This window comes from Staphylococcus durrellii (genome assembly GCF_015594545.1).
GTDB classification, from domain to species: domain Bacteria; phylum Bacillota; class Bacilli; order Staphylococcales; family Staphylococcaceae; genus Staphylococcus; species Staphylococcus durrellii.
In genome coordinates this window covers 1449015-1461666 of sequence record NZ_JADIIO010000001.1, presented here as the reverse complement: position 1 = coordinate 1461666, position 12652 = coordinate 1449015, and the positions used below count along the sequence as shown (strand labels likewise).

At 31.5% G+C, this 12652-nt stretch carries 15 protein-coding genes; 11 read left to right on the top strand and 4 right to left on the bottom strand.

Annotated elements, in window-relative coordinates; all coding sequences use genetic code 11:
* Positions 1 to 6 precede the first annotated feature (6 nt).
* Together ISP02_RS07110 and ISP02_RS07105 are read right to left on the bottom strand one after the other, a co-directional pair.
* The gene (locus ISP02_RS07110; protein ID WP_195720886.1) at positions 7 to 321 is read right to left on the bottom strand and encodes a hypothetical protein; all 315 of its coding nucleotides are present in this window, start codon (positions 319 to 321) and stop codon (positions 7 to 9) included.
* Positions 322 to 427: 106 nt separating this feature from the next.
* Positions 428 to 1867 carry an amino acid permease gene (locus ISP02_RS07105; protein WP_195720885.1) on the bottom strand — a complete coding sequence of 480 codons (1440 nt, stop codon included), beginning with the start codon at positions 1865 to 1867 and terminating at the stop codon, positions 428 to 430.
* Positions 1868 to 2084: 217 nt separating this feature from the next.
* Between ISP02_RS07105 and ISP02_RS07100 the strand changes: the two genes are divergently transcribed.
* Positions 2085 to 3572, top strand: coding sequence for a catalase (locus tag ISP02_RS07100; RefSeq protein WP_195720884.1), 1488 nt, complete (start codon positions 2085 to 2087; stop codon positions 3570 to 3572).
* A 193-nt stretch (positions 3573 to 3765) separates the two neighbouring features.
* Here the strand turns inward: ISP02_RS07100 and rpmG are convergent, their stop codons facing one another.
* Complete coding sequence (gene rpmG, locus ISP02_RS07095) at positions 3766 to 3915, bottom strand: 50S ribosomal protein L33 (RefSeq protein ID WP_195718211.1); 150 nt, start codon at positions 3913 to 3915, stop codon at positions 3766 to 3768.
* A 220-nt stretch (positions 3916 to 4135) separates the two neighbouring features.
* Here rpmG and rpsN point away from each other — a divergent pair, with 220 nt between their 5' ends.
* From rpsN to ISP02_RS07080, 3 genes are all read left to right on the top strand, one after another.
* A complete protein-coding gene (gene rpsN / locus ISP02_RS07090; RefSeq protein WP_195720883.1) occupies positions 4136 to 4405 on the top strand; it encodes a 30S ribosomal protein S14 in 270 nt (89 codons plus the stop codon).
* A gap of 189 nt (positions 4406 to 4594) precedes the next feature.
* Positions 4595 to 5572, top strand: coding sequence for a GMP reductase (gene guaC, locus ISP02_RS07085; RefSeq protein ID WP_195720882.1), 978 nt, complete (start codon positions 4595 to 4597; stop codon positions 5570 to 5572).
* Between the two features lie 10 nt (positions 5573 to 5582).
* Positions 5583 to 6605 (top strand): CAP domain-containing protein, encoded by a 1023-nt coding sequence (locus ISP02_RS07080; RefSeq protein WP_195720881.1) that lies wholly within the window; start codon positions 5583 to 5585, stop codon positions 6603 to 6605.
* Positions 6606 to 6811: 206 nt separating this feature from the next.
* Here ISP02_RS07080 and lexA read toward each other — a convergent pair whose 3' ends face one another.
* Positions 6812 to 7435 (bottom strand): transcriptional repressor LexA, encoded by a 624-nt coding sequence (gene lexA, locus ISP02_RS07075; RefSeq protein WP_195720880.1) that lies wholly within the window; start codon positions 7433 to 7435, stop codon positions 6812 to 6814.
* 141 nt (positions 7436 to 7576) lie between these two features.
* Between lexA and sosA the strand changes: the two genes are divergently transcribed.
* The 7 genes from sosA to ISP02_RS07040 all read left to right on the top strand — a co-directional run bounded on the left by sosA (position 7577) and on the right by ISP02_RS07040 (position 12583).
* On the top strand, positions 7577 to 7822 hold the full coding sequence (gene sosA, locus ISP02_RS07070) for a DNA damage-induced cell division inhibitor SosA (RefSeq protein WP_195720879.1): 246 nt from the start codon (positions 7577 to 7579) through the stop codon (positions 7820 to 7822).
* Positions 7823 to 7924: 102 nt separating this feature from the next.
* Entirely contained in the window at positions 7925 to 8191 is a 267-nt protein-coding gene (locus ISP02_RS07065) for a DUF896 domain-containing protein (RefSeq protein ID WP_195720878.1), read from the top strand.
* A 78-nt stretch (positions 8192 to 8269) separates the two neighbouring features.
* Positions 8270 to 10258: a transketolase gene (gene tkt / locus ISP02_RS07060; protein ID WP_195720877.1), complete on the top strand. Its 1989-nt coding sequence runs from the start codon at positions 8270 to 8272 to the stop codon at positions 10256 to 10258.
* Positions 10259 to 10476: 218 nt separating this feature from the next.
* Complete coding sequence (locus ISP02_RS07055; RefSeq protein WP_048793989.1) at positions 10477 to 10716, top strand: YneF family protein; 240 nt, start codon at positions 10477 to 10479, stop codon at positions 10714 to 10716.
* A gap of 139 nt (positions 10717 to 10855) precedes the next feature.
* Positions 10856 to 11533, top strand: a complete 678-nt coding sequence (locus tag ISP02_RS07050) for a hypothetical protein (protein ID WP_195720876.1) — start codon at positions 10856 to 10858, stop codon at positions 11531 to 11533.
* 214 nt (positions 11534 to 11747) lie between these two features.
* Complete coding sequence (locus tag ISP02_RS07045) at positions 11748 to 11921, top strand: hypothetical protein (RefSeq protein ID WP_195720875.1); 174 nt, start codon at positions 11748 to 11750, stop codon at positions 11919 to 11921.
* 194 nt (positions 11922 to 12115) lie between these two features.
* The gene (locus ISP02_RS07040) at positions 12116 to 12583 is read left to right on the top strand and encodes a CcdC family protein (RefSeq protein WP_195720874.1); all 468 of its coding nucleotides are present in this window, start codon (positions 12116 to 12118) and stop codon (positions 12581 to 12583) included.
* Positions 12584 to 12652: the final 69 nt, after the last annotated feature.

The following is a 12652-nucleotide window of genomic DNA, read 5'->3' as shown; positions in this document are numbered from 1 at the left end:
TTCTATTTATTTTGCTGTGTGAGTCCACTCGTGTTTGCCTCTATGTCTTTTAACGTGGGCATAAACTTGGTCAGCGGCATAATCTAAGTTGGTATAAACAGTGATTGAAAAGGCAGATTGATTGTCTGTAAAAGGTTCTTCTATAAATAAATCCTTTAAATGATCAAATAAGCTTTCCATCTGTTCGTGAGTTAGACTGCTATATTCTCTTAACGTACGTTTAATTAATTTATCATCTAAATTTTCTAATGCTTGAACTACGATAACAAAACGTTCTTCAGGTTTCATAACATCATCAAATAAGTTAGTTTGTCCAACCATAATTTTCCACCTCATAATACGTATATAATTAATTTCATTATACTATACATTAGGATAACTTAAAATAATTGAGACATACAAAATAAATTTGCATGTCTCAATTATTTTAATATTTATTAGTTAAATCGATATCTTCTAATTTAACAACTTTAGTTTTAAAAACAAACTTATGAACAAGGTAAACAATAGCTAATATAATGACCGGAATAATATTCCTAAATAAGCTAGCAATATCACCTGCAATTATTGCTCCAATAGTATTACCTAAAAATAAAAACAATAAAGCCACTATTACAATGATAGGTCCTACAGGATAAAAAGGTGCCTTATAAGGTAACACTTCATCTGGATTTTTATTTTGTTTCTTAATTGCGCCTCGTAATCTAATTTGTGCTAAAATACTTGAACCCCAAACAAAAATAACTAAAGATCCTATAATGTTTAATAATGTGAATACGATATTTGACTGTATTTGAGCCAACAAGATAATCGCAAAGACTATAACAAATGTTGTTAAAATTGCAGGTACAGGCAATTTTGTACCTTTATTTAAACTTGATAAAAATTTAGGTGCTTGTTTATCTTGTCCCATTGCGAATAACATACGACTTGAAGTATAAAGTCCAGAGTTAGCTGCTGATAATAATGATGTTAAAATAACCGCATTAATTACCGAAGCTGCAAATGCAATACCTACACGGTCGAACACAATAGTGAATGGGCTTTGGTTTGCGGACTCACTCTTATTTAATAACAATGGGTCTGTATATGGAATGATTGCTGCAATAACTGCAATCGATAATACATAGAATAATAATATTCTCCAAAATACTTGTTTAATTGCTTTAGGCATAGAGCGATGTGGATTATTAGATTCTCCGGCGGTCACTGCAACCACTTCTGTACCACCAACGGAAAAACCAGCGATTAATAATACGCCTAAAAATCCTGAAATGCCACCGACAAATGGTGCTTCCCCGATAGAATAATTAGATATACCATATGTTTTACCACCAAGTATACCTACAATAGTTAAAATTCCGACTATAATAAATATTATAATAGTAAGAACTTTAATTAAAGATAACCAAAATTCGGCTTCACCAAAAGCTTTCACAGAGAATATATTCAGTAAAAATAAAATTACTAAAAATATAATGCTCCATGTTATTGATGAAAAGAAATGAAAAACTTCCCAATAATTTAAAACGCTTGAAGCTATAATGATATCTACACTAGCAACCATAACCCAAATGATCCAATATAACCATCCAACGGTAAATCCTAATGAACTATCAATAAAACGTGCAGAATATGAACTAAATGATCCTGAAACTGGATAAATTGTAGCTAATTCCCCGATAGATGACATTAAAAAATATAACATTATTCCGATAATTAAATAAGCAAGTATGGCGCCGCCTGGTCCAGCTTGAGAAATGACACTGCCTGTTGCTACAAACAGGCCAGTCCCAATCGCACCACCAATAGCTATCATTGAAATATGCCTTGAACTAAGGCCGCGACTTAATTTATTTTGTGCCATAATTAGTCTCCTAATTTTATTTATTTACTGACTATTGTAATTGTTTTGGAGACTATAAGCAATTACTTTTTTATAACTTTAAAGCAATAAAGAGTATTTTTCTGAAAAATCAGATATTTCCTAATATTTTTATAGTTTTCTTGCTTTAAAAAAGGGTATAGATTAAAATAACTTGTAGATAATAATTATTATTATCTATAAAGAAGGGGGAATACATATGGCTAATAATAAAAAATTAACAAGTCTTTTTGGAGCTCCGGTATCAGATAGAGAAAATTCGATGACAGCAGGTCCTCGTGGTCCATTATTAATGCAAGATTGGTACTTTTTAGAACAAATGGCTCATTTTGATAGAGAAGTTATACCAGAAAGACGTATGCATGCAAAAGGCTCAGGTGCGTTTGGTACTTTTACTGTCACAAATGACATTACTAAATATACAAATGCAAGTATTTTTTCAGAAGTAGGTAAACAGACTGAAATGTTTGCACGTTTTTCTACCGTAGCAGGTGAACGTGGGGCTGCTGATGCGGAACGTGATATAAGAGGTTTTGCTTTAAAATTTTATACAGATGAAGGCAACTGGGATTTAGTAGGTAATAATACACCCGTTTTCTTCTTTAGAGACCCTAAATTATTTGCGAGTCTAAATCATGCAGTAAAAAGAGATCCAAGAACTAACATGCGAAGTGCTCAAAATAATTGGGATTTTTGGACTTCATTACCTGAAGCATTACATCAAGTAACTATCTTAATGACAGATAGGGGGATTCCAAAAGGTTTCCGTAATATGCACGGGTTTGGGTCACATACGTATTCAATGTATAATGACAAAGGGGAACGTGTTTGGGTGAAATTCCATCATAGAACGCAACAAGGCATTGAAAATTTACAACCTGAGGAAGCTGCTCAAACGATTGCATACGACAGAGAATCATCGCAAAGAGATTTATTTGATTCGATTGAGAACAAAGATTATCCGAAATGGAAAATGTATATTCAAGTTATGACTGAAGAACAAGCGCGCAATCATAAAGATAATCCTTTTGATTTAACTAAAGTATGGTATAAAGGAGATTATCCTTTAATAGAAGTTGGTGAATTCGAATTAAATCGAAATCCTGACAACTATTTCCAAGACGTAGAACAAGTGGCATTTGCACCAACGAATATTGTGCCAGGTATTGATTTTTCACCTGACAAGATGTTACAAGGGCGTCTTTTCTCTTATGGAGACGCTCAGCGTTACAGATTAGGTGTTAACCATTGGCAAATTCCAGTTAACCAACCTCGAGGTGTAGGAGTTGAAAATATTTGCCCGTTTAGTAGAGATGGTCAAATGAGAATTTTAGATAATAACCAAGGTGGCGGAACTCATTATTATCCAAATAGCGAAGGTGCTTATGAAAGTCAACCTGAATATAAAAAACCAGGCCTTGAAATAGAAGGTGAAGCATATGAATATGATTTTAGACAAGATGATGATAATTACTTTGAACAACCTGGGAAATTATTTAGATTGCAATCGAAAGAACAACAAGAGCGTATTTTTGAAAATACTGCAAATGAAATGCAAGGTACTACTTTACAAGTACAACATAGACATATTCGTCATTGCTACAAAGCAGATGAAAACTATGGTAGAGGTGTAGCCAAAGCATTAGGAATAGATATAAACGACGTAGACTTAAAAGTTGCTGATTAAAATCATATATTTATTATAAAAAGCGTTGCCTCTCATAAATTTGTGAGAGGCAACGCTTTTTAACAGGTGATTTTAAAATTGATTTATTATTATTAAATATAGGACAAATCATTTTATATTACAAAATAAGATAAAAAAATCACCACCCAAGTGATGATTTTGTCGTATTAAAAGATAAGTTTGAATTTTACTTTTACTTTGTTTCGCGATGTAACGTATATTTGTTCAATCTAGGACAGAATTTTTTCAATTCAATTCTTTCAGGATTAGTACGCTTATTTTTTGTAGTTATATAGTTACGATCGCCGCATTCAGTGCAAGCTAAAGTTATGTTTACGCGCAAAATATAACATCCTTTCTCTAATTAGTAATGCTTACGATTTAAGATTGTATCACATGCTCATACATAGCGCAATAATTCAGTTGTAAATTTTGATGAAAACAGAGAAGTTATAGCTAATCAAAACAGTATAATGGATAATTTAATAATTTATAGTTGATAAATTAAAATTATGTGATAATATTTAAAACGTAATCGTTACGATTTGATAGGAGGAATTATAATGGCTAAAAAATCAAAAATAGCTAAAGAACAAAAACGAGAAGCACTCGTTAATCAATATTATGAATTACGTAAAGAGCTTAAAGCTAAGGGTGATTATGAAGCTTTACGCAAATTACCAAGAGATTCTTCACCAACTAGGTTAACACGTCGTTGTAAAGTAACAGGTAGACCGAGAGGCGTATTAAGAAAATTTGAAATGTCTAGAATTGCTTTTCGAGAACATGCTCATAAAGGTCAAATTCCAGGTGTTAAAAAATCAAGTTGGTAAATTAGTACTAAAGCCCGTTTACATTTGATATAAAACAATGTATATTATCTATTGGTAATAAAGCCGAATAAATGATTGTTCGTAAATAACTATATATTTAATTATTTGTGACTATATTTGTTCATTATTTGGCGATAATGCTTACCATTTAATAGTTGTTTTAATAAAAATGTTAGGAGTATATATATTATGAAAATTTTTGATTATGAAGATATCCAACTTATACCTAATAAATGTATAGTTAATAGCAGGTCAGAATGTGATACGACGATAAAATTTGGGCCTAAATCATTCAAATTACCAGTTGTTCCAGCTAATATGCAAACAGTAATGAATGAATCTTTAGCAGAATGGTTCGCTCAAAATGATTATTTCTATATTATGCATCGTTTTGATGAGGAAGCTCGAATTCCTTTCATAAGTAAAATGCAAGATCAAGGTTTATTTGCCTCTATCTCTGTCGGGGTTAAAGAACGTGAATTTGGTTTTGTAGAACAACTTAAAGCAGAAAATGTAATTCCTGAATATATAACAATTGATATAGCACATGGTCACTCTGACTCAGTAATTAATATGATTAAACATATTAAAAAACATATACCAGATACATTTATTATCGCAGGTAATGTTGGTACACCAGAAGGGGTTCGTGAGTTAGAAAATGCAGGTGCAGATGCTACTAAAGTTGGTATTGGTCCAGGACGTGTTTGTATAACTAAAATTAAGACAGGTTTCGGTACTGGTGGCTGGCAATTATCAGCACTAAATCATTGTAGTAAAGCGGCTCGTAAACCAATTATTGCTGATGGTGGTATAAGAACACATGGTGATATTGCGAAATCTATTCGTTTTGGGGCATCTATGGTTATGGTTGGATCATTATTTGCTGCTCACGAAGAATCGCCTGGTGAAACAGTTGAATTAGAAGGTAAGCTATACAAAGAATATTTTGGTAGTGCTTCTGAATTCCAAAAAGGTGAACACAAAAACGTCGAAGGTAAAAAAATGTTTGTAGAACATAAAGGGTCTTTAAAAGATACTTTAGTAGAAATGCAACAAGATTTACAAAGTTCAATTTCATATGCAGGTGGTAATGATTTAACTTCATTAAGAAAAGTAGATTATGTAATTGTACGTAACTCTATTTTTAACGGTGATAGAGACTAACTTATAGTAGGTGTTTAACATCCGAAAACTATTATTTTATATTATTATATTTCTAGGGTTAATAATTGTTTTACCTATTAAAGAACCTGATTTTATGATGCATGTCCAACAACAAGCTAGAACTAAAGTAGATGCTTGGACGAACAATGATAATATCGCAAATAAAGAGTTGAAGATACCTAGTAAACAAGAATTTGCATTGAATAATGTTCAAATGAATATGACTAAAGCTCAGGTTGAAAATAAATTAGGCAAAGCACAAAGGATAACAACGAATGAATATGGTACAAAATGGTATAGTTACTATACGAAAGATTATCAAGATTTTATAATGGTCAGTTATATTGATAGTAAAGTTAATGGCTTATATACTAACCAAAACGTAATTTCTTCACAATCGAAAATAAAATATGGCACGCCTAAGGAATTAGTGCGTCAACGTTTAGGTAAGCCAATAACTGAAAAACGTAAAGATAACGTGCGTTATGAAATTGATAATAAAGAATACGATACTTTCCATAAACATAATATATATACAACTGCATTTTATGATAAACACAGTAAAAATAATCTAACATCAATCTTATTGGTAAGTAATCAAATGGAAAATCGCTTGCGTGGACAATACGGACCACCTTCAGATGAATTGAAAAAAAGCTTTGAATTGCAAAATTTTGATCTTGTTAATGCTGAACGAGTTCAACACAATCTATCAACGCTATCTTATAGTGATGAAGCATCTAATACAGCACGTAAGCATAGTGACGATATGGCGCAACATCATTATTTTGACCATACAGATTTAAAAGGTAATTCGCCATTTGATAGACTTAAGGCAGATAATATTAATTTTAATGCTGCTGGTGAAAATTTAGCTTATGGGCAAGTTGATAGCATATATGCTCATGAAGGCTTAATGAACTCTCTAGGCCATAGAAAAAACATTTTACGTACAAGTTATCACAAACTTGGAGTAGGTGTATCATTTAATTCGAATAAACAACCTTACTGGACTGAAAATTACACAAATTAATGTTTAACAAAATGTTTTCAGGGTATCTTTAGTGTGTAAGGATGAGATATTTATGAAGGCTAAAAAACAAAAGAAAAAAGCCGATATATTAGAAAAAATTAAAGACGTTTTAGAGAAAAAATAAGCGATTGAGTCTTAGACTCAATCGCTTATTTTTATTGTATTAACCACAAGTCGTTTAATTTTATGAGAGTGTCTAGTGTAAATTACATTTCTCTAAAAAGACCGACAACTTTACCAAGAACTGTCACTTGCTCTAAATATATAGGTTCCATTGTGCTATTTTCAGGTTGAAGTCTATAACGTGTTTTTTCTTTATAAAATCTTTTTACTGTAGCTTCATTTTCTTCTGTCATAGCTACAATAATATCTCCGTTCTCAGCAATAGTTTGGCTCCTAACGATTACTTTATCCCCATCTAAAATTCCAGCTTCAATCATACTATCCCCAACAACATTTAATATGAAAATATCGCTGTTATGAGTAGAAGTGAAATGTTCCGGTAATGGAAAGTATTCTTCGACATTTTCAACAGCAGTAATAGGTATACCAGCTGTAACTTTACCAATTACTGGGACGTGAATTGTTTCTTCATTATTTACAGGTTCACTTAATAGTTCAGAAACAATTTCTATGGCGCGTGGTTTTGTAGGGTCACGACGAATGTAACCTTTTTCTTCTAGTCTAGATAAATGACCGTGAACCGTAGAACTAGATGCTAAACCAACAGCTTCTCCTATTTCACGAACACTTGGTGGATATCCTTTAGATTGAACGATTTGCTTAATATAATCGAAAATTTCTGTTTGACGTTTAGTTAATTCTCTCATAATAGGCACTCCCTAAATTAATTTGTCTCAATTATAGCATGAGTTATATTTGTTTACAAACGTTTGTTCGTTTTTGCATTGACATAGAACGCGTGTTCTGATAAATTAGTAATACAAACAAACGTTCTGGGAGTGAATATAATGACTAAACAATATATAAAACAATACAAAACTTATTTAATCGTCCTTTTAGCTACTATGGTACTATGTGTGATTTTTTTAATATCTGCAGATTTTGATACTAAATCAGAACAAACGTACGAAATGACGGACCATCAGATTACAAATCTTTCAAAGGGAACAATGGCAAACACCATGAAATCTAATGAGAATTCCAATGAAAATGACGAACATACACCGAACCAAACATTTGCGATTATTCGGTAGTAATACTGTATCAATAGATATGTTGAAGTGAGCGAAAACATTTAGTTTCGCTCACTTTTTTGATACTATTTGTATTGAGTAAATAACCATGGAGGTATTGCTATGAGTAGTAATGAAGTTAATATTGATAGAATTAATGAATTAGCTAAAAAGAAAAAAGAATCAGGTTTAACTGAAACTGAGGCAAAAGAACAGTCTAAGCTTAGAGAAGCCTATTTACAGTCATTTAGAAAAGGTTTCAAACAGCAAATTGAAAATACAAGAGTTATTGACCCTGAAGGTAATGATGTAACACCTGATAAAGTTAAAAAGATATTAGATGAAAAAGATAACGAAGATAAAAATGAGCAAGATAATAACAAAAACTAATCTTATTTTTTTAAATTAATAGATAAATAAGTTATAATAGTAGTTGTGTTATGCTACTTAAGAAAGGAAGTTGTTTAGATGTTTAATAAAAAAGACCAATTAGCTGTTGATACTATTAGAGCTTTGAGTATCGATGCTGTTGAACAAGCAAACTCAGGGCATCCAGGTTTACCTATGGGTGCGGCACCAATGGCGTATACTTTATGGACTCGCCACTTGAATTTTAATCCCCAATCAAAAGATTACTTTAACAGAGACCGTTTTGTTTTATCTGCGGGACATGGTTCTGCTTTACTTTACAGTTTATTACATGTTTCAGGAAGCTTAGAACTTGAAGAATTAAAACAATTTAGACAGTGGGGTTCTAAAACACCAGGTCACCCTGAATTTAGACACACTGATGGCGTTGAAGTAACTACAGGTCCACTTGGGCAAGGTTTAGCAATGTCAGTTGGTTTAGCTTTAGCTGAAAAACATTTAGCAGGTAAATTCAATAAAGAAGATGCTAAAGTTGTAGACCATTACACTTATGTAATTGCATCTGATGGTGACTTAATGGAAGGAATTTCACATGAAGCAGCTTCATTCGCTGGTCACAATAAATTAGATAAATTAATCGTATTATATGATTCTAATGATATTTCACTAGATGGTGATTTAAATAAAGCTTTTTCTGAAGACGTTAAAAAACGCTTTGAATCATATGGATGGCATCATATTTTAGTTAAAGATGGCAATGATTTAAATGCTATTGACAAAGCAATTGAAAAAGCTAAAACTCAAGATGCTCCAACTATGATTGAAGTCAAAACTGTTATTGGTTTTGGTGCTCCGAATAAAGCAGGCACTCATGGCGTACATGGCGCACCTTTAGGTGAAGATGAAAGAAAGCTTGCACTTGAAAATTACGGTCTAGATCCAGAACAACGTTTCAACGTGCCAGATGAGGTTTATGAAATCTTCTCAGAAAATATGTTGAAGCGTGCTAATGAAAATGAAGAAGCATGGAATAAATTAGTTGAAGAATATGTTTCTAAATATCCTGAATTAGGTTCAGATTTTAAATTAGCTATTAGTGGTAAATTACCAGAAAATTATCAAGATGCTTTACCTGAATTTGAAGCAGGACACAGTGGTGCTTCTCGTGCTGATTCAGGAGAAGTTATTCAAGCAATCAGCAAAACTGTTCCTTCGTTCTTTGGCGGTTCAGCCGATTTAGCTGGTTCAAACAAATCAAATGTTAAAGATTCTAATGACTTTAATGCTACTACTCCAGAAGGTAAAAACATTTGGTTCGGTGTTCGTGAATTTGCAATGGGTGCTGCTGTTAATGGTATGGCTGCTCACGGTGGTTTACATCCATACGGTGCAACATTCTTTGTATTTAGCGACTACCTAAAACCAGCATTAAGATTATCAGCAATCATGGGACTTAACTCTACATTTATCTTTACACATGATTCAATAGCTGTTGGTGAAGATGGTCCTACACATGAACCAGTTGAGCAATTAGCTGGATTACGTGCTATTCCTAATATGAATGTTATTCGTCCTGCTGATGGTAATGAAACTCGTGTTGCTTGGGAAGTAGCGTTAGAATCAGAAAACACACCAACTTCATTAGTATTGACTCGTCAAAACTTAACAGCTTTAGACTTACCTAAAGAAGTAGTTGAAGAAGGCGTACGTAAAGGTGCTTACGTTGTATATGAATCTGAAAAAGATGCAGAATTCTTATTATTAGCTACTGGTTCAGAAGTCAATTTAGCAGTTGATGCTGCTAAAGATTTAGATGCTCAAGGTAAAGGTGTGCGTGTTGTATCTATGCCTAACTGGAACGCATTTGATCAACAATCAGATGAATATAAAGAATCAGTAATCCCATCATCAATTACTAAACGTGTAGCTATCGAAATGGCTTCATCACTAGGTTGGCATAAATATGTAGGTACTGAAGGTAAAGTAATCGGTATCGATACATTTGGCGCTAGTGCTCCTGGTGACTTAGTAGTTGAAAAATATGGTTTCACTAAAGAAAACGTATTAAATCAAATTCAAACATTTTAATTAATCTCTTATAATTAAAATTATTAAAGACATAAGAGCATGGCTCTTATGTCTTTTTTCTTTAATAGTAAAATGTTAATACTTAAACCAATGTATGTTTACAAATCTAAATTAAAATTGATATAATACTTAAGGTTAAATATATTTAAGGCGAAACTTCCTTGAAATAAAATATATATTTTAGTAAAATGCATTAGGATAGGAAAGTGGGTGAAACAATGGCAATTTGGTTAGCAGTTATTTTAATCGTAATAGCACTAATCATAGGTTTAGTAGGTGGCTTCTTCCTTGCAAGAAAGTATATGATGGATTACTTTAAAAAGAACCCACCAATTAATGAAGAAATGTTACGTATGATGATGATGCAAATGGGTCAAAAACCATCTCAAAAGAAAATTAATCAAATGATGACAATGATGAATAAAAATATGGACAGTAATATGAAAAAATCTAAATAATATGTCATTTATAGACTGGTACATCCTCATAGGAGTGATTGCCAGTCTTTTTGTATTGAATGATATATACGAGAATTTAAGGCAAATAAATGTTAAAGTAAATAGACATATCACTAAAATGTAGTGGGAGGCATAGGAAATGAAATTAAATAAAATAATCATTTATACAGATAAATTAGCAGAAATTCAAACTTTTTATGTTAATCATTTAGGTTTACCATTAAACCAAGACGAAGAAGATTTTTTCTCGATATTAGTTGGTTATAGTGAATTAATATTCAAATATAGTGAGACGATTACAAATCCTTATTATCATTTTGCATTTGATATCCCCCCGCAAATGTTTAGTGAAGTTAAAGACTGGCTACAACAACGTGTTGAATTATTGACAGAGAAAGGGCAAGACGAAATCTATTTTAGTGGTTTTGATGCTAAGTCAGTGTATTTTTATGATTCCGCACACAATATAGTTGAATTTATGGCGAGAAATGAATATCGAAATAAAACTCAAGCTAATCATTTTACTATAGATGAAATAATAGGTATTAGTGAAATAGGGTTAGTCATTGATGACCTAGAACAATCAATGGAAACTTTAAAAAAATATAATTATAGTAATATATCAAATTATATCGACGAGGATAGTTTAAATTTTATTTTCAAAGATAATGACTCTACATATTTATTACTAACAAAAGCTGAAAGACGATGGTTATTTTCAGATAAATTAGCGAAGGTTTTACCTATTACAGTAGAAACAGATAGTGAGCAAATTGAAGTTGTTAATGGAGAATTAATTATTAATAAATTAAAATAGCATACTTATAATAATTGGTTTTGTAACATTTAAATATTGAAAAAGTAACGCCAATTTTCCAAATTTAATAAAAAATTTAAATTTCTTGGATCTATAGTCACTGCAAGACCCAAGCTGTTTTAATGATTATCAAATCGTTTGATTTTTCAGAAAATTATTTGAATGCTTTTTCGATATGTTATATAATCAAGAACATAGAGGAGGCTAATAATTTATGAAAGATGCTTTTGATATGGAAGACAAGGAAGTTTTGGATCGATTATCTTGTGCTCACATCAATTTTAGTAATGATGTTGAGTTTAAAGAATATAATAAAGCTATCCAAACTCATGACATGAATTATCTTAGACAAACACTTAATAACATGAATTCAACAGCTACAATGTAAAAGTTTAGAAATATAAAAATAAGCCTTGTGAAAGGCTTATTTTTTATGTGCTTGAAAGGTTTAATATTATGACATTTTTATGTATATTACTTTATAAAGGCTAATCTGAATTATAATTACTGGTCATTTATATATATAGTGTTATAATATCGTTTGTGAATATAAGCTGTAGACTATTAAAGAAGGTGTAATTGTTGGCGTATTTAGTGTTTTCGATTTTATTCGCCTTTCTGATGGGCGTCGTTGTAATTATCGTAAGAATGAAAGCTCAAAACTTTCCTGTTAATGAAAAGAAAATAATTTTACCACCATTTTTTATGGCTACGGGTGCATTAATGTATGTAGTACCTTACTTTAGATTATCAGGCATGGAAATGCTTGAATGTCTTATATTAGGTTTACTATTTTCAACAGTATTAATATGGACTTCTAGATTTGAAGTTAAAGGTAGCGAAATATTTATGAAACGTTCAAAAGCCTTTCCGGTAATTTTAATTTCATTATTATTAATAAGAACATTAATAAAAATATTTATTAGTAATAAAATCGATCCCGGTGAATTAGCAGGTATGTTTTTCTTGCTTGCATTTTGTATGATAGTGCCATGGAGACTTGCAATGCTTTATAAATATAAAAAAGTAAAAAGTGAATTACTAAATTAAGCATTAAACCGTCTGTCAATCGTGATAGGCGGCGTTTTTCATTTTATAATCAATGTGATAAAATATTGA

Coding starts and splice junctions, on each gene's coding strand:
- ISP02_RS07065 (WP_195720878.1), top strand. CDS start 7,925: ATGAGTAGTAATGAAGTTAATATTGATAGAATTAATGAATTAGCTAAA.
- ISP02_RS07110 (WP_195720886.1), bottom strand. CDS start 321: ATGGTTGGACAAACTAACTTATTTGATGATGTTATGAAACCTGAAGAA.
- ISP02_RS07100 (WP_195720884.1), top strand. CDS start 2,085: ATGGCTAATAATAAAAAATTAACAAGTCTTTTTGGAGCTCCGGTATCA.
- ISP02_RS07105 (WP_195720885.1), bottom strand. CDS start 1,867: ATGGCACAAAATAAATTAAGTCGCGGCCTTAGTTCAAGGCATATTTCA.
- lexA (WP_195720880.1), bottom strand. CDS start 7,435: ATGAGAGAATTAACTAAACGTCAAACAGAAATTTTCGATTATATTAAG.
- ISP02_RS07050 (WP_195720876.1), top strand. CDS start 10,856: ATGAAATTAAATAAAATAATCATTTATACAGATAAATTAGCAGAAATT.
- tkt (WP_195720877.1), top strand. CDS start 8,270: ATGTTTAATAAAAAAGACCAATTAGCTGTTGATACTATTAGAGCTTTG.
- sosA (WP_195720879.1), top strand. CDS start 7,577: ATGACTAAACAATATATAAAACAATACAAAACTTATTTAATCGTCCTT.
- ISP02_RS07055 (WP_048793989.1), top strand. CDS start 10,477: ATGGCAATTTGGTTAGCAGTTATTTTAATCGTAATAGCACTAATCATA.
- rpsN (WP_195720883.1), top strand. CDS start 4,136: ATGGCTAAAAAATCAAAAATAGCTAAAGAACAAAAACGAGAAGCACTC.
- guaC (WP_195720882.1), top strand. CDS start 4,595: ATGAAAATTTTTGATTATGAAGATATCCAACTTATACCTAATAAATGT.
- ISP02_RS07045 (WP_195720875.1), top strand. CDS start 11,748: ATGAAAGATGCTTTTGATATGGAAGACAAGGAAGTTTTGGATCGATTA.